At 49.6% G+C, this 26,853-nt stretch carries 22 protein-coding genes and 2 pseudogenes; 7 read left to right on the forward strand and 17 right to left on the reverse strand.

Annotation, left to right across the window (positions count from 1 at the left end; genetic code table 11):
* Window positions 1-102 precede the first annotated feature (102 nt).
* From ACFOUO_RS09750 to ACFOUO_RS09760, 3 genes are all read right to left on the reverse strand, one after another.
* The gene (locus ACFOUO_RS09750) at window positions 103-693 is read right to left on the reverse strand and encodes a M15 family metallopeptidase (protein WP_380704646.1); all 591 of its coding nucleotides are present in this window, start codon (window positions 691-693) and stop codon (window positions 103-105) included.
* A 200-nt stretch (window positions 694-893) separates the two neighbouring features.
* Entirely contained in the window at window positions 894-1,019 is a 126-nt protein-coding gene (locus tag ACFOUO_RS09755; protein WP_380704648.1) for a hypothetical protein, read from the reverse strand.
* 139 nt (window positions 1,020-1,158) lie between these two features.
* Entirely contained in the window at window positions 1,159-1,518 is a 360-nt protein-coding gene (locus ACFOUO_RS09760) for a helix-turn-helix domain-containing protein (protein WP_380704650.1), read from the reverse strand.
* Between the two features lie 189 nt (window positions 1,519-1,707).
* On the opposite strand from ACFOUO_RS09760, the gene ACFOUO_RS09765 reads away from it, so the two are divergent.
* From ACFOUO_RS09765 to ACFOUO_RS09775, 3 genes and pseudogenes are all read left to right on the forward strand, one after another.
* Window positions 1,708-1,965 carry a helix-turn-helix transcriptional regulator gene (locus ACFOUO_RS09765; protein ID WP_380704652.1) on the forward strand — a complete coding sequence of 86 codons (258 nt, stop codon included), beginning with the start codon at window positions 1,708-1,710 and terminating at the stop codon, window positions 1,963-1,965.
* Window positions 1,966-2,247: 282 nt separating this feature from the next.
* Window positions 2,248-2,401, forward strand: a pseudogene (locus ACFOUO_RS09770) (transposase); the annotation flags it as partial.
* A 4-nt stretch (window positions 2,402-2,405) separates the two neighbouring features.
* Window positions 2,406-3,460 (forward strand): annotated as a pseudogene (locus ACFOUO_RS09775) (RNA-guided endonuclease TnpB family protein).
* Window positions 3,461-3,920: 460 nt separating this feature from the next.
* Here the strand turns inward: ACFOUO_RS09775 and ACFOUO_RS09780 are convergent.
* Complete coding sequence (locus ACFOUO_RS09780) at window positions 3,921-4,679, reverse strand: hypothetical protein (protein ID WP_380704654.1); 759 nt, start codon at window positions 4,677-4,679, stop codon at window positions 3,921-3,923.
* 89 nt (window positions 4,680-4,768) lie between these two features.
* A complete protein-coding gene (locus tag ACFOUO_RS09785; protein ID WP_380704656.1) occupies window positions 4,769-5,527 on the reverse strand; it encodes a hypothetical protein in 759 nt (252 codons plus the stop codon).
* 329 nt (window positions 5,528-5,856) lie between these two features.
* Here ACFOUO_RS09785 and ACFOUO_RS09790 point away from each other — a divergent pair, with 329 nt between their 5' ends.
* From ACFOUO_RS09790 to nfi, 3 genes are all read left to right on the forward strand, one after another.
* Window positions 5,857-6,474, forward strand: coding sequence for a DUF975 family protein (locus tag ACFOUO_RS09790; RefSeq protein ID WP_380704658.1), 618 nt, complete (start codon window positions 5,857-5,859; stop codon window positions 6,472-6,474).
* A 368-nt stretch (window positions 6,475-6,842) separates the two neighbouring features.
* Window positions 6,843-7,355 (forward strand): GH25 family lysozyme, encoded by a 513-nt coding sequence (locus tag ACFOUO_RS09795; protein WP_380704831.1) that lies wholly within the window; start codon window positions 6,843-6,845, stop codon window positions 7,353-7,355.
* A 27-nt stretch (window positions 7,356-7,382) separates the two neighbouring features.
* The gene (gene nfi, locus ACFOUO_RS09800; protein ID WP_380704660.1) at window positions 7,383-8,060 is read left to right on the forward strand and encodes a deoxyribonuclease V; all 678 of its coding nucleotides are present in this window, start codon (window positions 7,383-7,385) and stop codon (window positions 8,058-8,060) included.
* Between the two features lie 73 nt (window positions 8,061-8,133).
* Here nfi and ACFOUO_RS09805 read toward each other — a convergent pair whose 3' ends face one another.
* The 8 genes from ACFOUO_RS09805 to ACFOUO_RS09840 all read right to left on the reverse strand — a co-directional run bounded on the left by ACFOUO_RS09805 (window position 8,134) and on the right by ACFOUO_RS09840 (window position 14,009).
* Window positions 8,134-8,343 carry a barstar family protein gene (locus tag ACFOUO_RS09805; RefSeq protein ID WP_380704662.1) on the reverse strand — a complete coding sequence of 70 codons (210 nt, stop codon included), beginning with the start codon at window positions 8,341-8,343 and terminating at the stop codon, window positions 8,134-8,136.
* A gap of 54 nt (window positions 8,344-8,397) precedes the next feature.
* On the reverse strand, window positions 8,398-8,799 hold the full coding sequence (locus ACFOUO_RS09810) for a YjzC family protein (protein WP_380704833.1): 402 nt from the start codon (window positions 8,797-8,799) through the stop codon (window positions 8,398-8,400).
* Between the two features lie 141 nt (window positions 8,800-8,940).
* Window positions 8,941-9,348, reverse strand: coding sequence for a hypothetical protein (locus ACFOUO_RS09815; protein ID WP_380704664.1), 408 nt, complete (start codon window positions 9,346-9,348; stop codon window positions 8,941-8,943).
* 155 nt (window positions 9,349-9,503) lie between these two features.
* Window positions 9,504-10,508, reverse strand: a complete 1,005-nt coding sequence (locus tag ACFOUO_RS09820) for a hypothetical protein (RefSeq protein WP_380704666.1) — start codon at window positions 10,506-10,508, stop codon at window positions 9,504-9,506.
* 95 nt (window positions 10,509-10,603) lie between these two features.
* Complete coding sequence (locus ACFOUO_RS09825) at window positions 10,604-10,930, reverse strand: hypothetical protein (RefSeq protein WP_380704668.1); 327 nt, start codon at window positions 10,928-10,930, stop codon at window positions 10,604-10,606.
* Complete coding sequence (locus ACFOUO_RS09830; RefSeq protein ID WP_380704669.1) at window positions 10,927-11,211, reverse strand: RHS repeat-associated core domain-containing protein; 285 nt, start codon at window positions 11,209-11,211, stop codon at window positions 10,927-10,929. The genes ACFOUO_RS09825 and ACFOUO_RS09830 overlap by 4 nt, the downstream gene beginning before the upstream one ends.
* A gap of 245 nt (window positions 11,212-11,456) precedes the next feature.
* The gene (locus ACFOUO_RS09835; RefSeq protein ID WP_380704671.1) at window positions 11,457-11,939 is read right to left on the reverse strand and encodes a hypothetical protein; all 483 of its coding nucleotides are present in this window, start codon (window positions 11,937-11,939) and stop codon (window positions 11,457-11,459) included.
* 63 nt (window positions 11,940-12,002) lie between these two features.
* A complete protein-coding gene (locus ACFOUO_RS09840) occupies window positions 12,003-14,009 on the reverse strand; it encodes an RHS repeat-associated core domain-containing protein (protein ID WP_380704673.1) in 2,007 nt (668 codons plus the stop codon).
* A gap of 73 nt (window positions 14,010-14,082) precedes the next feature.
* Between ACFOUO_RS09840 and ACFOUO_RS09845 the strand changes: the two genes are divergently transcribed.
* Window positions 14,083-14,394 (forward strand): hypothetical protein, encoded by a 312-nt coding sequence (locus ACFOUO_RS09845; RefSeq protein WP_380704675.1) that lies wholly within the window; start codon window positions 14,083-14,085, stop codon window positions 14,392-14,394.
* A 40-nt stretch (window positions 14,395-14,434) separates the two neighbouring features.
* On the opposite strand, the gene ACFOUO_RS09850 is transcribed toward ACFOUO_RS09845, so the two are convergent.
* The 4 genes from ACFOUO_RS09850 to pilM form a co-directional block, all read right to left on the reverse strand.
* A complete protein-coding gene (locus tag ACFOUO_RS09850; RefSeq protein ID WP_380704677.1) occupies window positions 14,435-23,194 on the reverse strand; it encodes a golvesin C-terminal-like domain-containing protein in 8,760 nt (2,919 codons plus the stop codon).
* Between the two features lie 549 nt (window positions 23,195-23,743).
* Window positions 23,744-24,556: a hypothetical protein gene (locus tag ACFOUO_RS09855; RefSeq protein WP_380704679.1), complete on the reverse strand. Its 813-nt coding sequence runs from the start codon at window positions 24,554-24,556 to the stop codon at window positions 23,744-23,746.
* Window positions 24,546-25,142 (reverse strand): hypothetical protein, encoded by a 597-nt coding sequence (locus ACFOUO_RS09860; protein WP_380704681.1) that lies wholly within the window; start codon window positions 25,140-25,142, stop codon window positions 24,546-24,548. The genes ACFOUO_RS09855 and ACFOUO_RS09860 overlap by 11 nt, the downstream gene beginning before the upstream one ends.
* Window positions 25,139-26,146, reverse strand: a complete 1,008-nt coding sequence (gene pilM / locus ACFOUO_RS09865) for a type IV pilus biogenesis protein PilM (RefSeq protein ID WP_380704683.1) — start codon at window positions 26,144-26,146, stop codon at window positions 25,139-25,141. Before pilM ends, ACFOUO_RS09860 begins: the two co-directional genes overlap by 4 nt.
* Window positions 26,147-26,853: the final 707 nt, after the last annotated feature.

Here is a 26,853-nt window from a genome sequence, read left to right on the forward strand (position 1 = left end):
TTTCCATGAGCGCAGAGTAAATTCCTCTCTTCAAATGGCGAGAACCCTTTAAAGACAATAAAAGGACGCCAAAGGGAGCGGGATGATTCATTTTCGCTCCCGTCATCTCCCCCTGCTTGAATCGGATTGAAGATATTCTTCAAAGGTCAGTCCGCTGTCGGTGACAGCCCGCGCCCATTCTTCCCCGAGATAGCGAAGATGCCAAGGCTCGTAGATGTACCCGGTAATCGCTTCCTTCCCCTGTGGGTAACGGATGATAAAACCGAAGTCGGGGGCGTGCCGGGCTACCCACCGGCCCTCTGGCGTTTCACCGAAATCCTGGAGAAGGTGGCAACCGACGGAGCGGCTGGTCACATCCATTGCCAACCCTGTCTGATGTTCGCTTTTCCCCGGTCGTGCACTCTCCCGATTGGCCTCTGCTTCCCCCACCCGATTCACATGGGCAAGAAAGATTTTTTCCTGGGTTTCATAAGAGCGATATCCCGACAAAGCAAACAGTTCCAATCCTTTTGCATCCGCTGCCGCGAAAAGCCGCTCTAATGCCTCAGCCGCCTCCCGCCGCAACTTTTTTTTCGGGTGATCCCCCTCAAATGAAAACCGGACCGACGGAACCGTCAACCCCTGGGGGATGAAGCCCTCAGGCAACGGGTTCTGCTTGTTCACCAACACCTGTAGGCTATGCCAATCGGTCATCGATTCTCCCTCCCTCCTTCTCGAAACGGTCTTCTTCTCCCGCATCAATATGCCCTTCCTCAACTGTGTGGTTGTCACGTCTGTATCCCTTTTTCGTGTCATTACGGGCGATTCCTCCAAGCTCCCGAAGAGACATAAACCTGAAGCAACAAACTGCACAACAAAAGGGCCTTCACAAAAAGGCCCCACAAGAGAGATCATTAGCAGTCGTAGCCATAGCCACAACCGCCGCCGCCATAACCGTTATCGACCAAAGCGAAGATGGTGGCGATCACCAACAGGAACAGCAGCAGACGGCGCAAACCAAACCCGTAACCTCCACTCATTTATTATCATTCCTCCCTTTTGCTGTTTTCCTTAACTAGCATACGATTGACAAGTTATTTTGGACAGGTACCGATATCATGCAACGGACGCCTGTTTTAACCACAAAAAAAGCCATGGCACAGAGCCATCGCTTACCCATTATTCACCCTTATCTTCCTTGTCAGGGCGTTCTCTCACCACGAGCTCTAGAAGATCCCTTACCGGCCGCAAATAAGCCTCCGACAGAGGCACCCCGTCCCAATGAAGTTCCCCTTCATCCATCAACGTTCTTAAATTCCTACCGTTCCCCCTGGGCATCACCGCATCCGTCCGCCCCAGCAGGTAATCCACTGAGACATCCAGTACATCAGCCAGCCGGGTAAGCATATCATTGGACGGGGTACTGTATCCATTCTCGTAATTGGAAATCGTGCCGGTCGTGGTATTGCATTGTTCCGCCAGGCGCTTTTGCGACATTCTTTTTCCCTTCCTCGCCGAACGGAGTCGTTCGGAAAGCATAAAAACAGCCCCCCAACCACACAAGTACAAATATGTTGTACCTATAGTGTAATACAGAATCGGTTCAAATGGGAGAGAGGCCGATAAATTACAAGATATTCATATTTTCCTGTTGAATTGCAAATGATTTGATCGTATAGTAGGAATAGGAAATATGAGATTCTTGTAATTTAGAGAGAGGTGACCACCATGATGGACAGACCCCTTCGCCACGTTCGTAAGAAAAAAGGGTACACCCAGGCTGAAGTCGCTCGCATGCTCGGCCTCAAAAGTATTCAACGAATTTCCAACTGGGAAAACAGCGTCTCTGATCCTCCTTTGAAACTGGCCGTCCAGCTGTTAAAAATCCTAGGCGAGGATGTCCACTACCTGTTCTTCGGCGACCAACCCGACCCCGGGCTTTCCGGGGAAAACCGACGGCATGTTCGGCGGATGAACCATTTTTAACCGAAAAGGAGGCAGCATCTCATGAAAGTAAAGGTCCTCGACTGGTTGATGAAGGATAAGACCCGCCGCCTGCTCATCTTGATTCTAAAAAGCAACCCGAAAGCCCGGCAACCGAAATCCTCCCCATAAAAAACCCGTCAGGCGGGTATCAACCGTATCCGGCGTTATCTTTCACTCCTATTTTTCCGCTCCGATTTCAGAATTAGCCGGCTGAAAGCCCACGGTTTCAATCGTGGATGAAAGGCGTCGTTGCTCGATACCCCCTGCTTTTAGGGGGTGAACGCGAAAGTGAAAGGAGTGACATCCCGACGGTTGCGTCAGGAATTTCCTCATATCCGCCATTTGCAGAGTCTTTGGACTCGCTCTTTTTTGTCAGTAAAAGGTTTCCAGTGACACAATCAAGCGTTATGTGGAGGAGCAAAACACAAGGGGGTGATGAAATGCCCACTATCACACTGCGGCTAGAGCTGTTTAAGCCAACGGAAGCGAAACAAACCATGTATCAGCAAATGACTGCGATCAATACCGAATTTGCCAATTGGCTCCTCCTACATCCCGAGGTCAACCAGGCAACCAGCAAGATTTTTAAAAATTTCTCCATGAAGCGCTTCCCGTCTGCGGTGGTGAATCAAACGATTCGCGAAGTGAAGTCCCAGAAGAAAAAGCAACGAGCGAAAGCATTTCGCAAGATGTGGTGTGGCTTCAATAATCAAAATGTCAAGGTAGAAAAAAGCGGAGCTTTCTATACGGGGTCCTTTCCTACACTCGAAATAAGGATTGGCGTCCCTGTGGTCACACGTCCCTTTCAGCAAGCGTGGTTAGAGAAGATCGTGAATGGGTCGGTGAAATTGGAGCGGCAAAGCTCTATCAAAAGAAGCGGAAATGGTATATGGCTCTCCCCATCACATGGGAAGTGGAAGCGACTGCAAAGAAAAAAGTAATGGGGATTGATTTAGGACTTCGCTACCTCGCTGTCAGTAGCGTGGGGACAAAATCACTGTTTTTCAAAGGAAGTCCTTGTGCCTTTGTTCGGCGCTCCTTTTTCTCGCGAAGGAGAAAACTCGGAAAGAACAAGAAGCTACAAGCAATCCATCAATCCAAGAACAAAGAATTCCGCTGGATGAAGAACCTGAATCATCAAATCAGCCGTCAGTTGGTCAACTTTGCGATCACCCACGGTGTGGGAACGATCCGCATGGAAGACCTGACGGATATCCGTAACCGAGCCAAGTCAAAAAAAGATCCCGGAAGAAGCCTGCATTCATGGGCATTCTATCAACTGAAATCGTTTATTCAATATAAGGCGGAAATGGCGGGAATCCGCTTTGAAGAAGTGAATCCCGAATACACGAGCCAGACCTGTAAATGTGGACACAGGGAGAAGCGGAACCGACAGGGTCTTGGTTTTCAGTGTAGGAAATGCGGCTACGATTGCCATGCCGATCTAAACGGAGCCATGAATATTGGAAAAGCGATATCGGGCCTTGCTTCCTAGCGTACTGGTAACAGGTACGCCGCCCATGTGGGTACACTTCTAACTGCATGGGACGGGCTGATGAGACAGCCCTCAACTTGGGAGTTGTTCGAAGCAGAAATGGACTGAGAACGCTAACTACCCAAGAATCCCACGCCTTCAGGCGTGTGGAGTCTCAAACCCTGTAGGGGGATTCCTCCTACTTTTTTCTTTTTTTCCTGAAGAGGTCCAGATGATGTTCAAAGAAGGCAAGGCAGCGATTGTAGCATTCGAGTATCCATTGACAAAAACCAGAATGGGGACGGATCATCGTTTGCTACCCCTTTTCCCAGATCGGTTCTCCATAAAAACCCACCTCTGTTTCTATTAATCTATGCGAGGGCAGCTAAAAGGGTGTGGGGCGATGAAGATCAAAATACCCGGATTCGACAAAAAACAGGTGCTCCAATGGAACACCTGTCTCATAAGGGGGTGACACCCCTTATTTAATCCCCTGCTTGATCAGGTCACTCGAAATGTTCGTGATTCTCTCTTCTTTTTGGTCATCGATCGCTTTTCGCAGCTCGCTGTCATATTCGACAACGCCCCTGATATGCTCATCTGTGGGTTCGAAAATATCCATTTCCACTATTTTATGTTTAAACGGCCGGTTGGTCTGGTGGGGATGATTATTCCCATCCCACAGCTTATATTTCACCTTATAATGTTTGAAACGGGCAAAGTTCGTCAAAGCCGCTAGCTTGTACTCTGCCATATTCTTGTTATGAATCTTTTCAATTTTCCCTGGTAGAAGGGTTTCAATACCTTCGGAGCTCGTGGTTTTTTCCGTGTACTCCCCGACAAATTTGAGATTGATGACATCTTTGACGTTGAAACCTGCCTCGCCGCCGGTTTTCCAAGCCATCTCAGCTGTGGTTGTTTTGGTAATTTTATATTCTTTCGCTCGTTGGAACTCAGACAAGTACTCTGTAAAGCGAAAAACATCATTCACATAGGTTCTTTCCATCATCCGGGCGCAATTGGTGAAATAATTTTCCTTCGCACTTTGATCCCCCTGGAGAGTGGAGCTGTCACAATTTCCTCTGCCATAAAACCATCCCAGCTCGGGATCATTGGCAGGCGTATCATTGGGGTCGGATATCCACCCATCCGCCGCATACACAGACACAGGCGTGAATAAAAACACCGATACGAGACAAAGCACCAACGCCGTTGAAAAAAGCACACCTTTCTTTCTCATGGCTCTTTCCTTTTTTATATATTTTCAATTTATAGTAATTTAGATTTGGCAAAAAACAGGTGCCCATACTGAACACCTGTTTTAACTTCTTATTTAATCCCCTGCTTGATCAGATTACTGGAAATGTTCGTGATTCTACCTTCTTTTTGGTCATCGATCGCTTTTCGCAGCTCGCTGTCATACTCGACAACACCCCTAATATGTTCATCCGTGGGCTCGAAAATATCCATTTCCACAATTTTATGTTTAAACGGTCGGTTGGTCTGGTGGGGATGATTATTCCCATCCCACAGTTTATATTTCACCTTATAATGTTTGAAACGGGCAAAGTTAGTCAAGGCCGCTAGCTTGTATTCCGCCATATTTAGGTTATGAATCTTTTCTATTTTCCCTGGCAAAGTCGTTTCTATACTTTCAGAAATTGTTGTTTTTTCTGTATACTCCCCGACAAATTTGAGATTAATGACATCTTTGATGTTTAAGCCTGCCTCGCCGCCGGTTTTCCACGCCATCTCAGCAGTAGTTGATTTGGTAATTTTATATTCTTTCGCTCGTTGGAACTCGGACATATATTCCGTAAAACGAAAAACATCATTCACATAGGTTCTTTCCATCATCCGGGCGCAATTGGTGAAATAGTTTTCCTTCGCACTTTGATCCCCTTGGAGAGCAGAGCTGTCACAATTTCCCCTGCCAAAGAAAAAACCTAAGTCAGGATCATTGGCAGGCGTGTCATTGGGATCGGATATCCATCCATCCGCCGCATACGTAGACGCAGGGGTGAATAAAAACATCGATACGAGACAAAGTACCAACGCCGTTGAAAATAGCACACCTTGCTTTCTCATGGCTCTCTCCTTTGTTTTGTCATAGAAAGTGTACTCATTAAGCCGATATACCCTTTGATCGCCCTTCTTGTTTGCCTCCCCCCATTCTTCATTTTAGTAGACTTTCTATTTAAAACAATTGCATAATAATCCACCCAAATCAATGGATTTTTCCTTACACCTACCTTACATTTGCGTAAGGTTTAAAGGGGTCGGTGGAGGCGCTCGATACGGATACCCATCCGTAAAGGCTTCCTAAACTAAACCCGCCTTTTTAAATAACCGTATTTCCTTGGACAAAGAGTGGAGTGTATAATGGCTTCATCTGCAAAGAAATGAGGAATGAATAAGTGGTCTTAAAGGAGATTCGGCGATCAGCAAGGGAATCACTGGTTGGAAAATGGGGATCAGCAATCGGCAGTGTACTGATCGTATTTGCCTTAGCTTTTTTCCTCCCCGGGATATTCTTTTACGAGGATACCCCGAGAAATGATGCGTTGATGACGATTTGGTTGATTTTGGTCTATAGCCCCTTCGTTTTGGGATTAGCGCGGGTTTTCTTGCATATCGCGCGGAATCAAACGCCAAAGGGTGCCCTTTTTTCCTACTTGACCAATGGGCAACGGTATCTCAAAAGTGTTTGGTTCTATGTCTTGCAGTCGATTTATCTGTTTTTGTGGACCTTACTGCTGGTGATCCCCGGGATTATCAAAGGGTACTCTTATGCGATGACCAGTTATATTCTAGTGGACCATCCGGAGTACTCCGTGAATCAGGCGATTACCAAAAGTCGTGAGCTCATGAACGGGTACAAATGGAAACTGTTTCTCCTTCAACTGAGCTTTATCGGCTGGTTCTTTTTATCTCTCCTCACTTTCGGGATCGGGTTTATTTGGCTGGCCCCCTACTATCAGGCGGCAGGCGCCCAATTCTACTTGACGATTACGGGAAAGAGGGAGACAGCCTAGGGCTGACACAGCTCGCAACTGATAAAAACACAGGCCTCAACCGGTGAATCGGTTGAGGCCTGTGTTTTTTGTGATGGGAGGTGGTTGAATACGAATAGATGGGGCTTAAACTGCTATAATGACTGGAGTGTTCCAACTCTTTAAAAATCAAAAAAGCCAGGTGATCCTCCTTGCGTCGTTCATTAACTATGTGGATAGCAATCCTAACCTTCCTATTCATCCTCGGTTTTTTGGAGTTCACGGGGGTGATATGGCACAACGATTGGTTTGCTCGAAAGTATGAAATTAAAGGGCTGGATGTTTCTCATCATCAAGGTGAGATTGATTAGAAAACGGTTCAAGAAACCAACGACTTCCCCTTTGTGTACATGAAAGCGACCGAGGGGCACGATTTCGTGGATCACCGCTTTGAAACCAACTGGAGAGAAGCACAAGCAGAGGGTTTCCTCACTGGGGCTTATCATTTCTTTTCGATGAGAAGTTCAGGGAACGAACAAGCAGAAAACTTTATTCAAACCGTACCGAAACAGCTAGACATCCTACCGCCGGTCATCGACATTGAGATCCATTTAAATCATGATCCAAAGCAAGTCAGACAGGAATTGCGGAAACTCGCTCTAAAAATGGAAGAATATTATGAGAAGAAACCCATCCTCTACGTGACGTATGATACCTATGAACGCTATGTAAAAGGTCATTTCACGAAATATGATCTCTGGATCCGAGACATCTATAAGCCTCCAACCTTGGAGAACCGTAGTTGGCTACTTTGGCAATACAGTAACCGCGGGAGAATCGACGGAATTGATGGCTATGTCGATATCAACGCCTTCTACGGAAATAGAGAAGCTTTCAATCGAAAATTTCACAGGGATCACTGACTACAACCAAACGAAGGGGCTACATCATTGGAACCAAAGCATAGCCACCCATGGAAGTTAAACGAATCGGAAGCGATAAGGCTTCAGAAAGAATGGGCCTCTAAAGTGATCAAGGAAGACCAACTAAACGATGTACAGTACGTGGCCGGTGTCGATGTTGCTTATGATCCGCATTCGGAGAAACTATGTGCTGCGGTGGTCGTCCTCGATACCGAATCCCTTCAAATTGTCGAAACCGCAATCGCAGATGATCAGGGACACTTTCCTTATATCCCCGGTCTGTTTTCATTCCGGGAAATCCCACCTATCACGCAAGCTTTAAAGAAGCTCAACACCACCCCTGATCTCATCGTTTGCGATGGCCAAGGGATCGCACATCCAAGGCGATTTGGCTTAGCCAGCCACTTAGGTGTGTTGTTTGATGTGCCGACGATTGGCTGTGGAAAAACCAAGCTCATTGGCGAAGCAAAGGAACCCGGAAAAACCAGGGGCGACTATGCACCCCTGGTCGATGACGGTGAAGTGATCGGCAACGTCTTGCGAACGCAGGACCGCGTCAAACCGATCTACATTTCCATCGGTCATCGCATATCCTTATCAACAGCTTGTGATTGGATAATCAAGCTGTCTCCCCGCTACCGCTTGCCTGAGACCACCCGGCAAGTAGATCAAGTGGTCCGCAGAGCTTTGGCCGGTTTACGGTAAAGGCTTTTTGTCTTCAAATATCAAACGACCCTCCAGCTCACGTTCAGCTTCTTCGAATAATTGTTTGAATTTCTCAGCATACTCCCCTAAGGTGTCTTTTGATTCGCTGAAATTTACCCATTCGATTTTTAACGGTAAGTCGACACAGCCATAAAGCGTCTAGGTTTCTACCATAGTAATCTGGTAGCTGCAACTCTCTAGTCAATATGTCATGCAATTGCTCGACACCCTTTATCTCTCTTCCATCCAACAACAATCTTTTCATTGACAAACACTCCAACATTTATAGTCTACCAATGGACGCTGAAAACACATGTTTTTTCCTCATATTAGAAGGTTACTTTCTAGGTGGCCCAATCCTTTCCCAAGTACGATTTGATTCTTGTGTAGGTGGTAAACGATCATCTCCTGGCTCTATGGTTACCTGTCGAGGGTTCAAAATCTTTTCCCCTCCGGGGCCTCTCTCTTCGTATTCGCCTGGATGGTTCGGTTTTTCTCCGGGCTTTTGGCTCATACGGATACCTCCTTTTAAAAGATGTCCTACCTTGTTGTTCGTTCGTTGGCAACATATATTTTTGTCCCTATCCAAGGCGAAAATCCGCTCCCACAAAAGGAGCGGATTTTTCATGGCTTTATATAGACGATTTGTTCTGAGTGATCCACTTTGTAAACGGGTCGATATGTACCGATTCGGAAGAAGTTCATTGAATGAATGGCATTCCTTTATCAGGCAATTCATCAATATACCTTTCCATTTTTCGAAATATCATTTGTGAAGAGACATGTTAATTAATCCCGGCATACAAGTTACCATCTTTTCGATCTTTTGGCCGGAAAGAGGCTTCGATGTCGTTCTATAGTGATTATTGCTAGTAGGAATTTAAAAGTGATAATTTTCCAAGACATCAATTTTGTTTGCATTCAGTACATCAGCTACATAAATAACTGTTTCAACTGTGTAAGGGTGGCCATGAACTTGTAATTCAAGGTATAAAATGTTATTCTCTACCCAATAACTCCACCAATTCCATGGACGGTTATCCATTGCGTATAACCAGGAATCTAACTCCCAAACATCCTCCGAGTAATTAATATTAGAATCAGAAAACTGAACAAACCATTTTGGCAAAGTAACCTTCCAAAATTCTAGAGTTAAATCACCTTCGCTAATTTTCCCCTTTTTCACCTTATCATTGACTTGAAAGTATCTATCAAACAAACTTAAAAAACGTTTTTTCCTTTCTTCAAATACACATTTGTCAAACTCCAACTTTATTGTTATTCCCATCTTTGCTTGACTCTTTACGTTTTGGTTTTCATGAAAGCTTCTATAGTCATCTATAAGTTAACCCCCCAAGAAAACTAGTTATTTTGACAACAAATACCCTTCTGTTTAATGAGCAAAAGTTGCATTGGTTAATTCGTTGTGTATCACTCCTTAAACTAATCCATCGAGTTTTTTCCTAACTTCTTGGTCAATGAGATCAGAAACAAAAGCATGGCCGCCCAGAACAGAAGGTCCATCATCCATTCAAACACGAAATACATCCAATCCTTTTCATAAAGAAGTCGAAGTAAATTAGATCGCGGGGACATGAGGTGTGCCCAAACCAGTATTATATATTTGATTCCAAATAAGAAAGTACTGGAGGTCAGAGCCCAGAATCCAATGTTCGTTAATGACGACACCTTCTCTTCCGAACGAAATAGGAACATAAGAGCCAATACAAAATAGAGTAATATTACGAATTGAAAACCCAGTAAAGTATTGAATTCAATGGGGATAAATGCAAGCCTTATATCAAATTCATACGGAGGTTCCGATTTTGAATACAGGAACACCAAAGACAAAGAGTAAATCCCAAGCAGATAAATGGATAATGACAGAAAACCAAATCCAAGCGTTCGTCGGTTCACGTTTATCCTCTTTTCTTTTTTAAGATATCCTTCTCCAAAAAATTCGTTGAAATAATCCCTACCGTTAACAACCCAATATCTTTCAGCTTCAGGAACCTCTCTTAAAAAATTATTCTCTATTCCTAACCAACCTTCTGGTACATAATGTTCAAAGGAAGCAGGCTCAGTAAACATGGATATTAACCTTTTTGTGTCAAAGTCTACAAATAGCGAAGGGCTTAAATCCATCATTTCTTCTAAATCATTTGTTGTCTCACAAACCTCTTTTACCATTTTTGACATACTATGAGTATCAACTTGATGTTTTCCTATATAATTCAAAAAAACACCCGCTGTTTCTTCATTTACAATGCCTATGTTAAACCGACCAGAGAAATCATAAAGATCAATTTTATGGCCCTTTTTTATAAATTCTTCCCCTAGCTTAATCTGATCTAAAAACCAATAACCTTTATCAGTTATATACCAGCTCCATCTTTTTTTATATGTTACTCCAACAATAATTTCTTGAGGAAACACTGGCTTTTCCATAATACTCATCCTTTCTTTATGAAAAGGGGTCTATCCTTTTCTAAGAAAAGTAGACCCCTTTTTGCGATTTATCTTATTCTTCCATTAACACTATATTATTCTATCCACTTAGCCCAAGGTGGTGGTAATTCAAATGATTCCCCAGGTGTCGTTTCGTCAACTATTTTAGGTGCTGCTCCACCTTGATTCAATGGATTAGTTTTGGAATTTCCTTGCGGAATAGCATACTCTCTAATCATATCATCAAACCACTTAGGAATATCCCATTCAAAAATCTGATCATTTCCACCACGTTTAGCCTTAAAGTACTCAGCATGTTCAGTGGTACCAGTACTGATATTTAGATTCGCCTTTTCGATGTAGTGCCCATCCACCTCAACACCAGATATGGGGTTCCCACCAGCAAACGCATACCGGTTCATGGGTCCATGGACAGGTTCATATCCGCCAGAGCCCCGTTGTACATATCCCGGGTCAGGAAGCGGTTGTTGCCGGGGTCATAGTCCCTAAAGCCCATGTCGTACTTCCCGGTGGATGGATCCCAGCGTTTGCTGTTGAACTGGTAGACGTTGTAGGGCTCTTTCGTCGGGTCCTGGGCGTCGGGCTTATCCACCCCGGTGAACTCGTCCTCATCGTTCTTCCCATAGGCGGTGTAGCCGTAGGTGGCACGGCTGTCGCCATTTTCGTCGGTGAGGACTTCCACGTCGGTGTGGGGATTGTAGCCGTAGTGAGTCTTCCTTCGTCCCGTCGCTGTTGTGTTTCACCATCGACAGGCGTTCGCCCCAGGGGCTGTAGTGGTAAGACTTCTGGATCTCGCCGGCTACATCCTAACGGTTCCGATCATAGTTGGAGATAAGGCGTTATAAAAAAGGCGGTTACCTTTTTAATCATCAGATAACCGTCCACTTAAAACTATGTTATTTTTCCGATTTTATATCTTTAACGTAGTCAATCGCTTTTTTTAAAAAACTCCGGATCAACCTTTTTTCCCCACCCCCCACAATCGGTGACTGGGGATTTTAAAAATGGAGATATATCGGGCACTGGAATATTGTTTTTCGTTAATATCTTCCCTACTTCCAGCGTAGGTTCCAGCGTTAATTCAGAAATAAAAGCCCCCGCATCATTCCATATTCCAATATGAATAACTTCATCTAGTAATGTTGTTAAGTCCTCTTGCTGCGATAAAGGAAGATAGCTGTACCCGAAATGTTTGGCATTTAGGGTGGGGTCATCATCGTCTGGTAACAGGTTTGTAACCCTTACGTCCCAATCGCTATTATCTTTCATGAATGTCCACAATTCTTGGATAAAGTGATCCATTACATCGTTTTTAACCTTCCATTCCTCGCAAACCTTTTCTAAACAAGTGATGCCGAACGCCACACGCCCTCGAATCGATACAGTTGATAAAACTTTTGCGTAATCCATGTTTCCCCTCCATTATTAAAGAAAAGCGGTTACCTAAGCAGATAACCGCTTTTTTCTTTTTTATTACTCAGAAATAATATTGAATCTGGATGAAGGTACTGTAACTTGACAGTTGGCACACCTTGGAAATGGCGTAGGAGAAGGTTTTCTAAATACTTCGGTATACACATCCAGATTAACTGAGTTTGCTCCATCCAATAACGCAGCATTACAAGCCCTAAATTCTGCACAGTTACTAGGCGGTTTCCCGTGATCCGCACCAGGAGCTAAGTTAATTCTTTCAGCCAGACTAGAATGAATTTCATCAGGTTCGTCAAGGTATCTTCCACTTACTTTAGTCCAATATTGACCTGTTGTTCGATCTACTGCCGTTGATACAGCTCCTATCTTGCTATATTTCCGTTTAGACAGCTCCCCTTTTAACTGTTCTCTTTTAGCCTGGTTTGCCCTAATTGCAATGGCTCTACTATCCCCATTACCCCTAGCAAAAAATTGCAAATCCATTTTAAGGGATCCGCTATATTTGCTTTCCTTGGCTACGGCAGAAGAACCACGAATAGCTGATTTGGCTCCGCTAACACCCGCTTTGATCCCTTTTCCGGCAAGCCCTAAGATCTTCCCGCCGAAAACATCCAATGCGGTCCAAGCAACCGCCTCAGCATACTCTCCTCCCGATACCTCTTCACCCGAACTATAGTCCTCTCCAGTAAGGGTGGTATAAATATCTCCAAATAAGGTGCTAAATTCTTGCTCGGCAGATTCGGTCGTACTTTGTTGTTCCGTTTGTGAATTCCAATGCCCATCCAACTCTACCATGGAAATCGGATTCCCGCCAGCAAAGGCATACCGGTTCATGGTCCAGGGGTTCGTCCCCAGATTCATATCCGCCATCGCCCCGTTGTACATATCCCGGGTCAGGAAGCGGTTGTTACCGGGGTCATAGTCCCTAAAGCCCATGTCGTACTTCCCGGTGGATGGATCCCAGCGTTTGCTGTTGAACCGGTAGACGTTGTAGGGCTCTTTCGTCGGGTCCTGGGCGTCGGGCTTATCCACCCCGGTGAACTCGTCCTCGTCGTTCTTTCCGTAGGCAGTGTAGCCGTAGGTGGCACGACTGTCGCCGTTCTCGTCGGTGAGGACTTCCACGTCGGTGTGGGGGTTGTAGCCGTAGTAGGAGTCTTCCTTCGTCCCGTCGCTGTTGTGTTTTACCATCGACAGGCGCTCGCCCCAGGGGCTGTAGTGGTAAGACTTCTGGATTTCTCCGGCTACATCCTCGGAGATTACTTCTCCACTGAGACCGAGGTAGTTCAGGTTCGTGGTTTTGGTGCCTTCGGTGCGGCTGGTGGTGCGGTCCATCGGGTCGTAGGTGTAGCTGGTTTTCTTCGTCGACCCATCGTCTTGCAGTTTACTGTGTTCCGTCACCCGGTCGAAGCCGTCGTAGGTGTACTTCTCGATCTGCTTCCCGGCGGCGGTAACGCTGTTCAGGCGACCGAAAGGATCGTAGTTGTAGGTGGCCGTGGTGCTCCCAGTAGTGGCGGTCAGGAGACGGTTCCGGTCGTAATTGTACGTGGTCGTCGTACCCTCTACCGTCTGCTGGATCACGTTGCCGTTGGCGTCGTGTTCGTAGGTTTCGATCTTGGCGTTGTCGCCGGTTTTCTCGTATTTCGTCACCCGGTCCCGAGGGTCATAGGTGTAGGTCAGGGTGCTGTTGATCAGGGCCTGGGTGTCGGCGTTCCGTTGTTGCAGGACGTCCTTGACCCGGTGGCCGTTCGCGTTGTAATCGATCGTGTGCTCGTTGATGAGCGTGCCGTTGGACTTTTTCTCCACCTGGTGCTTTAAGAGACCATCCAGGTAGTAGGTGTAGTCGACGGTGTTGCCGTTCTCCTTGGTTTCCTTCAGTTTCTGTCCCCTCGGGGTGTAGGTGAAGGAGGTGGTCTTCGGATTGGCATCCGTCGGGGACTCTTTGTTGATCACCTGGCTCACCAAGCCCCGCACGTTGTAGGTGTATTCGCTCACCTCATCGTCGTGGGTGCGGGCTTTCGGGTTCCCGTTGGCGTTGTTAAAGAATAACACTCTTTCCTTGACCGGAAACAATACCACAATGCTATAATAAAGATAAAAGAAGTAAGCCGTAGGAGGTTATTTCATGTTAACTGGTACAGATCCAAATAGCAAAAAAGCACTAGAGATTCTATCTAAAGGAGGAGCGCTTAAAGATATACTACAGTTAAATATTGAAATGCACCATGCAAAAATGCTTATACGTTATTTTGAACATATGAAAAATATTCAACACCTTCCTATAGAAATGCAGGAAAAATTTAAAGATTTGGGGTTTAAATCTCTGTTGTTAGGACATTTAATCGACCAAAAAAATTGGGATGATCTTAAATTAATACTAAACGATATTGAACCGGATATAGAAAGATCAGAGTTATACAAGATAGTTAAACGATAAAAAGAAAACCGGCTACTAAAACAGTAGCCGGTTTTTGTAATCATTTTAAATCAAATGTTCTATCAAAAGTCATTCCAGGATTTACAGAAGTAGAATTTGACGCTCTCTGATAACTTATCCTCAAACTACTAAAGCCTTGATTTTTTGCATCTTGTCTAGCCATGCGGATTAACTGTAGAAATTCGTTCTGCCCAACTTGGTTTTTCACATAGTCTCCTTTGGGATATAATGCTACATCTTTCAACCACAATTGATTTCCTTTAATTTTCACTTCTGACATTGCTTCAAGGGGGATTTCTTTTCCACTTTTTGTTATGTTATATTCATGATAAAAAATGTCGCCATCAAGCTTTCTAAAATCAGCGAGTTTAGCAGAATACTTGGCCCCTCTTCCAGCACCAGAAGCAAATCCAAGGACACCATCACCTTTGGGGCCAGGAGCAAGCATCTCTAAAGCAAAAGCAAGAGAAAAAGCGAACTGTTTATATTCAGAGGGATGTACCAGTCCATCTTTATGACCCGTTCCAACCAAAGTATTGTACGTAAAATGATCGGGAACGTCGTTCGAAGCCGGTGCATTATTTACTTTTTCCCTAAATTCAGGCTCTCTCTCATACTTCAGGGCAAACATCTTTTCGGGCTCTACTTCTTTTCCTCGGCCCTCAGTTGTGTAGTAATGCTCCGTTGCGTACATGTAGTCTTCTACTGGTTCACTACTACTCCCATATACCCCATCCTTATCCGGAACATGCCCATCCAACTCTACCATGGAAATCGGATTCCCGCCAGCAAAGGCATACCGGTTCATTGTCCAGGGGTTCGTCCCCAGATTCATATCCGCCAGAGCCCCGTTGTACATATCCCGGGTCAGGAAGCGGTTATTCCCTGGGTCATAATCTCGGAAGCCCATGTCGTACTTCCCGGTGGACGGATCCCAGCGCTTGCTGTTGAACCGGTAGACGTTGTAGGGTTCTTGATCCGGCGTCTGCTGATCTGGCTTGTCCACACCGGTAAACTCATCCTCATCATTCTTCCCGTAAGCGGTGTAGCCGTAAGTAGCGCGGCTGTCACCGTTCTCGTCGGTAAGGACTTCCACGTCGGTGTGGGGGTTGTAGCCGTAGTAGGAGTCTTCCTTCGTCCCGTCGCTGTTGTGCTTCACCATCGACAGGCGTTCGCCCCAGGGGCTGTAGTGATAAGACTTCTGGATCTCGCCTGCTACATCCTCGGAGATCACTTCCCCACTCAGACCCAAATAGTTCAGGTCCGTGGTTTTGGTTCCTTCGGTGCGGCTGGTGGTGCGGTCCATTGGGTCGTAGGTGTAGCTGGTTTTCTTCGTCGACCCGTCGTCCTGCAGCTTGCTGTGTTCCGTCACCCGATCGAAGCCGTCGTAGGTGTACTTCTCGATCTGCTCCCCGGCGGCGGTAACGGTATTCAGGCGACCGAAGGGATCGTAGTTGTAGGTGGCCGTGGTCCCTCCAGTAGTGGCGGTCAGGAGACGGTTCCGGTCGTAGTTGTACGTGGTCGTGGTCCCTTCCACCGTCTGCTGGATCACGTTGCCGTTGGCGTCGTGTTCGTAGGTTTCGGTCTTGGCGTTGTCACCGGTTTTCTCGTATTTCGTCACCCGGTCCCGCGGGTCGTAGGTGTAGGTCAGGGTGCTGTTGATCAGGGCCTGGGTGTCGGCGTTCCGTTGTTGCAGGACGTCCTTGACCCGGTGGCCGTTGGCGTTGTAATCGATGGTGTGCTCGTTGATGAGCGTGCCGTTGGACTTTTTCTCCACCTGGTGCTTGAGGAGGCCGTCCAGGTAGTAGGTGTAGTCGACGGTGTTGCCGTTGTCCTTGGTTTCCTTCAGCTTCTGCCCGTTTTTGGTGTAGGTGAAGGTGGTCTCCTTCGGAGTGGCATCCGTCGGGGTCTCTTTGTTGATCACCTGGCTCACCAAGTCCCGCACGTTGTAGGTGTATTCGCTCACCTCATCGTCGTGGGTGCGGGCTTTCGGGTTGCCGTTGGCATCGTAGGTGAAGGAGGTGGTGTTCTGGACGGTGCCGTTCAGTTTTTCCTCCACCTTGGCCACTTGGTTCAGCCCGTTGTAGGTGATGGCGTAGGTGTCCGACTGGGCCCCGGAGCTGGCGTCAGTCATTTTTACCAGGTTGCCGTTGGCGTCGTATTCGTAGCCGAAGTCTTTCGCTTCGGTGTCGGTCTCGGTGCTGTTGTCCCGCACCAGCTTCACCGCGTCAGCGACCACGATCCCGTCGGCGTCGTCCTTCAGGGTGACCTTGTGAGTGTTCCCGGCTTTGAAGGCGTAGGTGCCGAGGTTTTTCCACTCGGTCTCTGAACCGGAAGCGACGTTTTGGTTCACTTCCACGGTGGTCGAGCCGCCGTCATAGTCGATGGTGTAGGGAGCGTTGGTGGCCCGATCCTTGTATTTCTGGTAGCTGACCCATACTTCGTAATCCCCGTCTTTCGGGACGTTCAGCTTCCAGGTGAAATAGTGATTGTCCGTGTCGGTGGTCGGGTAGCCCGTGTCTTTATAGTCGTACTGGTAGCTGTACCCTTGATGCCCCTCCACGTTGTTGGAGGATTTCCAGGATCTGGCGGACTCGACGTTCTGGCTGTCGGAGTTGTCCACCAGGACGACGTCTTTGCCCACGGGGATCCCGTCGTCGGATTTGGCTTTCAGTTTCCCGTCGGGGTAGTAGCTCCAGCCCATGGTCCGGCTGTTGGAACCGCCCGCACTGGTGAGGGTCCGACTCGTCTGTTTCCCCAGGGCGTTGTAATCGTAGGTGGTGGCGATGTTCCAGGGATCGACGCTCTTCTTCACCCATCCGTTGTCGAAGTAGGTGTAGGTCGTCTCGTTGCGCAGGTCGCCTCCGTCGGGGTCCTTCTGCCCTTGGGAGGGCGGAGCGCTCACTTTGACCCGGTTGCCCACTTCGTCGTAGGTGTAGATCATCTTGTCCGCTTGCCCGTACTGGGTGTCACCGGGGATGTAGGGGAAGATCGTCTCTTTGACGCGGTTCAGCTCGTCATAGACGGTCTCCTGGACGTAGTCGCCCTCCGTAGCGGTCTCCACGCCCCGAGGGGTGATGACCTGGGTCCGGTTGCCCACTTCGTCATACCGGTACTGGGTCCTGCGGTAGGTGATGGTGCCGGTGCCGTCGTCTTTGTGCGGCACTTTCGTCTCTTTGACCATCCCCCGCTCATCGTAGATGATCTCGGTTTTTGCGCCTTCTTTGTCGGTGACGGAAACCTTGTTGCCGTCGAGGTCATAGGCCGTCTGGGTGGAATAACTTTTGGCGTCGGTTTCCTTGATCACCTGGTGATTCTTATTATAGGTGATTTTGGTGGTGTAGTCCGTGGTGTCCGTGGTTTTGTTCTTTCTCGGGTCGACCACGGTAACCACGTTGCCCACGTCATCGTATTCGTAGGTAATCTTGTCCCCGTTCGCATTGGTCACGGAGGTCAGCTGATAAATGTCGTCATACCCGTAGGTGGTGACAAAGTCGTTGGGGTCGGAGGTTGTCAGGTTCCCCTTGGGCTCCGTCTGCTTCAGCAGGTTCCCCACCAGATCATAGGTGTAGGTGGTCTTCCGTTCCGGCCCGGTTGCGGTGTCTTTAGGCGCGGTGGTGGAGACCATCTGGTCGGCTTTGTCATAGGTATAGGTGGTCACCGCACCGTTGGGGGCGGTCGCCTTCGTCACGTTGTCGTTTTTGTCGTAGACCGGAGCCGGGGTGGTGATAAACGTACCCGCATCCTGGTCCTTGGGCACTTTTTGCTCCAGGGGACGACCAAAGACATCATAGGTGGTGGTGCTCTTCTTGCCTTTGGCGTCGGTGACGGAAAGGACATTACCCCGCTCGTCATAGGCGGTGGTCGTGGCATGGTTCAGGGCATCGGTGATCGTCTTGGGATACCCCGTCGGGTGGTAATCCCCGTAAGTCGTCTTGTGCCCGTTGGCATCCGTAGCCGTCAAGAGCTGCCCTGTGGCGTCATAGGTGTAGGTGGTCATGTAGTCGCCGGCCACGGTAGTGGTGGCATTGCCCATCGGGTCGGTGACGTCGGTCAGGTTGCCCGTAGCATCGTACCCGAAGGTCCACTCCCGGCCTTCCGGGGTTTGCTTCTTGATGAGATCGGCTACATAGCCTTCCAGATCCGTCTGGTAATACAACGTGGTAGCCGCCGTGCCGTTCGCATTGGCTTCCGCATCCTTCACCGTGAGCGGATAGCCGGTCTTTTTATGGTAGGTCCACGTGGTGACGGCGCCGTTGTTTTCCTTCAGTTGGGTAACGTTGTGGTCGGTGTCCCAGGTGAGCTCGGTCGTTTCTCCCTTGGCGTTAGTGGTTAACACGGGATTGCCGAATTCATTCATCCGATACCGGGTCGCCTTGTTGTTAGCGTCGGTGACGGTGGATTCGATCTCCCAGTTGCCAATGGTGGCTGAATCCGTATTTTTGACATAGTCGAAAGCGGTGTCCCCGCCCAATCGGTCCGTCAGGGTCTGGAGCCGCCATTTGTTGAGCTGGGTGGTCTCCGTGTCCGACGGCATGTAGTAGTCGAGATTGGTTGCGTTCCCACGGGGGTCGGTGATTTTCACCAACTTGGTGTTTTTGTTGGTGTTGGTGGCGTCATAGGTGAAGCCGAAGGTTTTGGCTTCTGCGGTACCGGCCCCGTCCACCATTTCCATCATCAGGCCCTTGTCACTGTAGGTGAAAGTGATTTTTCGGCCCGAGATGTCGGTGATCGACTTCATCTGATCGATGATCTTGGGGTTGGTGAGGTTGGTCCCCTGGGTTTTGGTACTGCCGTCAAAGTAGGTGTAGTCCTGCCCCTTTTCATAGTAATCCAGGGTCAGGGTCTGGCGTTTCGCCGGGTCGGTGATGTACTTCAGGAATTTAGTCGGTTTGTTTCTGGACTTGCGCTCTTCGTAGGTAAAGAGCATTTCATTGCCGTTTTTATCGACGATGGCGGACAGGAAGCCTTCCTCGTCGAAAAAGAACTGGGTCCGGTCCGGGCGGGTCATCACCCATTGACGGGTAAGATCCGTACTGCCGGTTTTTTGGAAATACAGATGAACGCCAGCGGCACTCTCATAATACTGAATGGAAGGATCGTTGGGGTCCGTCTTCAGTTCAAAGAGGTGGCTGGTCCCGTCTCCGTCGGTGAGGGTGACTTGTGTCGGGTAGTCCTGCCCTTTCGGATGCAGATCCAAGGGTGTCCCCAAGCGCATCAGGCTGGTGGCGGACATCGACCAGCCGTATCCCATGGCGGAGTCGGAGGTGTCCAAGCTGTTGTAGGTCATCCGGAGAAAGGTGGCCAGCCCCCGGCTCGGGTTGGAGAAGGCATCATAGCTGAACACCGTGTTGCCGGCATACTGGTTCACCATCACGGTGGAACCAGCACCGGTGTTTTTCCCCACATATTGGAAGAATTTTTCCAGCCCCAGCTCGTTGGACGTGGGGTCCTCCACGGTCACGTTCTGTTCCAGCCTCTCCAGATCATCCGTGGTGGATTGATCCGAAACCCATTGACCGGTGGTTTGGTTCAACATATCCCACTTCAGGACGAAGGCTTCCCGTTTGTTCCCATTATCGCTCTGGATCGGGGTTTTCACCTGAGCCTGGACAGTCACCGTCTCCCCGGGTGCGAGATCTTGAGGCAAGGCCGTCTCCAAGCGGTTCCCCGAGGTGGTTTTGTCCGTGCCGTCGGGCAAGGCCCATTTGTAGGACAATACATAATCAGTGGCACTCCAGGTGATATCCGTGGTGTTGGTCAGTGTCACCTCGACGGTGTACTGACTACCCGGTTTCATGCGGGAGGGCGTTTTTGGCGCATAGTAGGTATTGGCCGTCGTGGGATCGATGTAGGTGACCACCAGCTTGGGCCGCATCAAAGCTTCTCCTGCCGGATGGTCGGCGTCCCCGGACTCACTGCTTAGGAATAGGGCGCTGCTTCCGGATCCTTCTGTCCCGGGCTTGAGGAGGAAGCCATGGTTGGTCTTGGTCCCGGCTACCCAATCCTGCACGATATTGCCGACGCTCCAGGTGCGCCACTTTAAGTCGTTGGTGAAGCTGGAACCAGCCACGGTGTCGGTTACCGTCGTATTGTAATCCCCGCCGGCGGTTGTCCAAGCGGTGGCAGAGGAAGCATGGTTCCAGGTCGCTTCCGTCTCGACAAAGGAGCGGTCCAAGGCATGGACATTCACGTCACCGGGACCGGAGCCGTTGACCAACCACTCCCACAGATCCAGATCCGCCTCCAGGACGTCGGCGTCGGAGGGAATGCTGGAAAGGTCAAATTTCAGCACGGGCCGGGTCTTGCCGTAGGTCCCGCTTTGACCTACCTGCAACCACGGGTCCTTGAAACCGGGGTTATTGTAGGTATTGAGGTTGGTATCCGGTTTGGAACTGGACAGCGTGGTGTCCTCTGCTCCCCGAATGATCTCTTTGGTCCGACCGGCCTTCGGCAGCCGGGTGATGATGCTGTTGGACTGGAGCTCATCCTGGGAGGTTTTCACTACGATCCGGTAGTAGTAGGCGTTCCCCTCCGGATCCGGGTCATCTGCCGGGGTGGGTTCCGCCGTGGTGTCCGTGTAGGAAACGGTATTTTTGTCACGGATCGGCGCCACTAACGTGGATGTCGTCGGAGTGAAGTCTTGGTAGACACTCCGGTGCACCTGATATTCCACGAAGTCGGAGCCGGTATAGGTACTCCACTTCAGTTCAGCCCCGGTGGCATGAATTTTCGTCGGTTCCTCCAGGGTCACCCCCGGATCGCCGTAGGTCACCACCAGCTTGGGCCGGATGTGGGTCTCATCGTACCGCTCGCTAGCATAGTAGCGAGGTCCGCCCCGTTGGGTGGAGTCAGCTGGGTTCTCCGTTTTTGCCTTGAGCATCATCCCGAAGTTTTTCGTCGGGTCGTTCACCCATTCTTGGGCCAGGTTGCGGACACTGTAGGAGTGCCACGCGTGGTTAACACCCGCTTTTTTCGTCGCCCGGGCGTATTTGGTCCATCGAACAGCATCGGCGATAACCGCCTTATCGCTGACATCTCCCAACACGACTTTTTGCGTGGTTCCCGCGATAAAGGGAAGCGTGTCCAGGGTCTTCCAGACGCCCTCAGTACCTGCTGTCTGATCGACGGGGACGGTTTTTTGTCCCCCATCGTAATGAACCGTATACGGTGCGTTGGTCGCCCGATCCGATGCCGGAACATAGTGGGCTTCCACCTTGTAATCGCCGTCTTCCGTCAGGCGGGGAATCCATGTATACGTCGCACCGGTGGTGGTGTTGTTGTTGTATTGATAATCATTGTCCACCGCATATTGCGTGAGGGTGCTGCTGGATTCATACCACGTTCCGTATTCCGCCGTTTTCCCGGCTTCACCGTTGTCCACCATCTCCCGGTTATGGGCCACCTCGGAGTCGATGTCGCCTCCGGGTTGGCTCCAGCTCACCCCTGTCTGGGCGCTATCCCAGGTGACGGTGTTTTCGTCCCAAGCCTTGTTCAGGCCGTAGGCTTCCAGCTCCACATCGTTCCCATTGGTGGTGTGGGTTTGGTCGTAGTACATCTTCAGGACGGCGGAATCGAGAGCCGTGCCTGCCGGGATGCTGGAAAGATCAAACTCCACCAGCCCACGCACTTTTTGCGTGCTGGTATTCCCCACAGAAACGTAGGGCTGATCGCCAAAGTTGGAAGTGGAGCCACTGACGATATAGGCATCCTTGGCATCCGTCGGCGTGGGTTGGATGGCGATCGTAGGATCGATGGTAACGGGATATTTCCGTTTCCCACTGTGCAGCCAATCTTTGTCCGCCTTCACCGTCACGGTGATTTTGGACCCTTTCTGTTCCACGCTTTGGGTCACTTTGTTGCTGTAGACCTTCCCGTAAGGGGACTCCGGATCCTTCTTGCTGTCCGTCATGAACGGCTTCGGGATCACGAACACTACATGGCCGGTCCCTTTGGCCATAAAGGCGATGGAGCCGTTTTTCCGCTTTTTCGCCTCGACTCCACCCAGTTTCAGGGTGAAGCGATAGGTCGGATCTTTCGGTTTCTTTTTCAGGATGATCTCTTCTTTGAGAGATTCGGGAGTTATCGTATATTTCAGGTCCGTATTATCCCAGACCTCCGAAAAGGTCAAGCGATTCTTCTCTTGATCCGGGGTGAACGACTTGGCCTTCGCCCCTTCCACCCCCAGTGTAAGGTGACGTTTCTCCAACTGGAATTTGACCAGCTTATCTGCTTTCTTTCCGAAGAAACTTTGGAAGGTGTTTTTCTCGTTTTTATAGGTGAACCCGGGTTGATCTGCCCTTTCAATCCGGGTATCAATGGAATGCCAGTCGCCCTCTTTGTCCTGGTAGTTTATCGGGCTGCTGGTGATCTCTGCTTGGACGCGTCCATCTTCCAGTTCATAGAACTTGGTGTGGGCCGTCCTTTTTTTCTTGAGTTCCTTGACCCGCTTAGGCTTAGCAATCTTCTTCCCCTTAGGGACTTTATCTTTTCGGGGGAGGACATCGGTAGCTAGGGCTTCTCCCTTTTCTTCCGAGGGATCGTCCATCCCCAGGTACCCCTTCACTTTGTCCCAAAAGCCCTGTTCACCTTTCTGGGCTGGTTGCAGTTGGGGGCCTTCTGGGGTAAAAAAGTCGACGACTCGGTCAGTCCAGCTGGGTCCATCAGCCTGAGCCGGAATGGGATGCCACGTTTTTATGGCTTCTGCTGCATACAAGGGGGCAGGCTGAAGGCCGCCCATAAGGAAAATAAAGGATAAAAACAGGATACTGATCTTTCTAGTGATTCGACGATTTCGCAAACGAGCATCTCCTTTTTCTTTGTCGTAAATCTAGCTGCGAACCCTTCCGAGAAAAGAAAATCGGGTGAACCCACCGGAAAGGGAACGAAAAAACAATCGCACCAATTCCTCCCTTCGAACTAGGTATAAGGTCATACGGGAAACGAGATTCGACAAAAACCCCTAACCTCCTTCTCTTTTTTTAAATTTATTTGGATGAAAAAATCCTTAATCTATGGGTAAGAAGTTTTTATTTAGGAGTATATGGAAACATAAATAAGCCGCTTCCTTTTACCCTTCAATAAGCCCTCTATTTTCCCCTTATAATTTCCATGGTTTTGTTTTATTTAGTGATCGAATCCTTCTGGTGCTCCTGTTCGTTGAACGAGGTAAAATTATACAACCCCGTGATATAGAAAGTTTATGAGAGGCAGCCCACCAAGATCGGTCAGGTCTGGATGAAGTCGGAATCCCAACTTCACACCAAAAGGAAACCCCGGAACCCATTGATTGGGATTCCGGGGTTTCTTTTCCCGGGAAACGATCAGGCCTTTGGCGGTGGGGGTATCCCTACTCCTTACTGTCCGCCGAATCCTGTTCTTTCCCGGCTTTCTTGTCTGTTTTCTTCGCGTCTTTGCTCGTTTCTTCCTTCGGCTTCGAGCCGGAGGGCTTCTCCGTCGGTGGTGGAACCTTCAACGCTTCCCGGTCAGGAAGGGCTTTCTTCAATGCTTCGTCTTCATAGGCGTAGAAAGTGAGGCGAATTCGGATATTACCAGTAGCGGATGGGCCCTCTGCAAATTCCCAGCTTTGGACGGTAACGACCCGTTCCAGCTGGTTCAACTCCGTGAAGAGAGTGGAAAGTTTGTGGTAATCCGCCCGGATATAAAGATCCGCCCAGTACTGCTTTAAAGGCTGGTTTTCCAGATGGGGCGGCTCCTCCTTGTCCCCCGTTTTTTTGGGGTCGGGCTTTTCTGGGGTCTTCTCTCCTTTTACCTTGCCCTCGTCCAGAGGCTTCAGCTGGGAGGCGCTGTCCGCGGTACGCAGCTCCACCCATTCGGCCTGGGATTTATCCACAGCCCCCCGAAGTTTCAGGAGAAGGCGGGCCGGGTCCATATCCGTCGGCACCCGTTCCTGTAAACTTTTCAACTCCTCCTGAGTCGGTTTGGTGGGAGGCTCTGCATCAGGGGCCAGGATCTCCCGGTGTTCCGCCTGATAGGCTTTGGCGGAAGCGATCTCCTGTTTTTGGGCCACCAGATCCAAGTGTGCAGGATAGAGGAACGCCAGGGCGATGAGGCACACGGTGAGGGTACCACCTCCCCAGATCGCGAACAGGGTCCTGCCGGATTTATACCAGCCTACCGGTCGAATCTTCTTATGGCCCATCGCTGTCCCCTCCTCCATCCGTGGCGTCCTCGGCTTCAGTCCCCTGCAAGACAAAATGGAAATGGAGGAGTTGGGCTTCCTTTCCCGCTTTCTTCAAAGGGGCTTTCTCCGCACAGTTCCGTCCCAGACAGTCCAGGTATGCCTGTTCCACCCGAGGTTCTTTGTTTAAAGCCTCCAGAAAGGTCGCTGCCTCCCCCGCTGTGGGGAAAACAGCCCAACCGTCGAAACGCCGTCCCTCGGCTTTCGCCTGAAAGAGCTTCACTCCGGTAGGCAAGGCTTTCTCGATGACCTCCAGGGCCTCCGTCCAGGTAACCCGGTCCTTTGTCAGTTTTTCTACGGTATCCCGATAACGGATGGTAGGGCCGTACTGTTCCATGAAAGCTTGGCGTTCCTTCACTTTTTTCTGGGCTTCCAAATGTCCGACCATCGCTTCTTTGGCCGACTGTTCCAAGCGGTCCACCGTCTGGGCCTGCTCCATCCATAACCAGGCGGTAAAGGCAGCCAGGTGAAGGAGCCATAAGATGATAATCACAAGTCCAAAACGGAAATAACGTCGCCCCGGCGACTCCGGGGGCATCAGGTTCACCGGCTTGCCACCCCCTTCAGGGCCGCCCCCAGAGGAGCAGACAAGGCATTTCCCAGCCAGCGGGAGGAATGCAGCAGGTGTTTCTCATTCAGCAGGGCGTCAGCGCCCGGCCCTTGCCGGATCGTCACCGCTACGCGGGTTTGGAGGAAGGGGATCAGGGTAGAGAGATCCACCCCTTCCCCGGAAACCATCCATACCCGGGAGGGCTTCCAGAGTTCCCGAACAAGCCACTCAGGCTCTGCCTCCTTCAGTTTTTCGATCAGGGCCTCCCCGTAGGATTCCACCTGGGATGTCTCCGTAAGCACCGGGGCCAGCGGGTCCATGTCGGGCCGGGCTGGGTGCCCATTCAGATGGTCCTGAAGAGACAACGAAAGATAAAATCCGCCCTGCAACACCCCCTGATAGAAAAGGCTGACCTCCACCCCCATCCGGGACAGGTGGAGGACGGCGAGATGATTCAGGGTGGAATCATCCGCAAAATCCACCCACCGATAGAGGTTCATGGAAGACAGTCCCAAAGAGACGGGCTCCAGCCCGCACCAGCGGATCAGATCCACCAATTCTTCCGCATACGCCCGGGAGGTGGCTGCAACCACCACCTCTTGCTGGTCCCCATCCTGCCAGACATGGCCGAGGGGTTCGAAATCAAAGATCGGATCGTCAAAGGGAAGATCCCATTCCGGGAATACTTTTTTTTCGATCCAGCGCCGCATCCGCGCCATCCGCATCTCTGGAATCTTCCAAATTCCCGTCACTACATGCCGGTTTCCCAGGGACACGTGAACGCGGCGGGTATGCAACGGACGCCCCGCCAGGGCATCCCGAATCGAATAGATCATCTCCTCCTGCTCAACCAACTCCCTTTTCCCCGTCCAAGCCGGGAGAAGAGGGTGGGTCACTGCCTGAGTGAGCCGGACCCGGCGGAATCCCTTACGGATCTCCACCAATTTAAACAGGGAATCGGACAGTTCCATTCCCAGGGCATATCGCCGAAATAAAGGCATGAACGACTCTCCTCCACTAGGGATACAGGCATTCATCTTAAATTAAAGTTGGATGCCGGGTGAAAAAATCCTGTTAAGGAATTTCAACATTTCGCGTCCACATGAAAAATAGGTCCTTTCCCGTAGACCGAAAGACTCGGATACCGCCCCCCTATATACACCTGGGTAATTGGTGGGTTTTTCCGGGAAAAACGATACGAAAAGTCGAATCCTTTTGTGTTAACATAACTTAGGGAGTTGTCAGTCGTCCAGTCCCTCAAGCTATCACCAGGTCTAGGACTTCCCAAGCCATTTTGAAAGGAGCATGATATCAAACCCCTATCCCGCAACGTTCTAGTCATCCCTAGGGGGCATTGCCGCCAAAGAAGCTTTCGAACAAAGTGAAAGCGGATTTTTGAAGGGACCTTTCCCAGCTCAATTCATTCAACCACAGCCAATTTCCTAATAATTGCAAAGATTCGGATCCCCGAGTGAACGGGACGAAAAGAATGACGCCCCTAACATCCTGGACGTCCTCTCGCCATCGTTTCTTGGTTCCCGTTTTTTGGATCAAGGCGGATTACGATCGTTCTCGTGTACTCTATTTTCCGGAAAACCAAATCCTACATAATCGCCTTACCATTGCTGATCGACTAAAAAATCCGCACGGCTGATATTGCCGCGCGAAATCATCAAGATCCCTTTTGTTCGCTTAAGAAATTTCAACA

The sequence above is a fragment of the Salinithrix halophila genome (genome assembly GCF_042650125.1).
Classification (GTDB): Bacteria; Bacillota; Bacilli; order Thermoactinomycetales; family DSM-45169; genus Salinithrix; species Salinithrix halophila.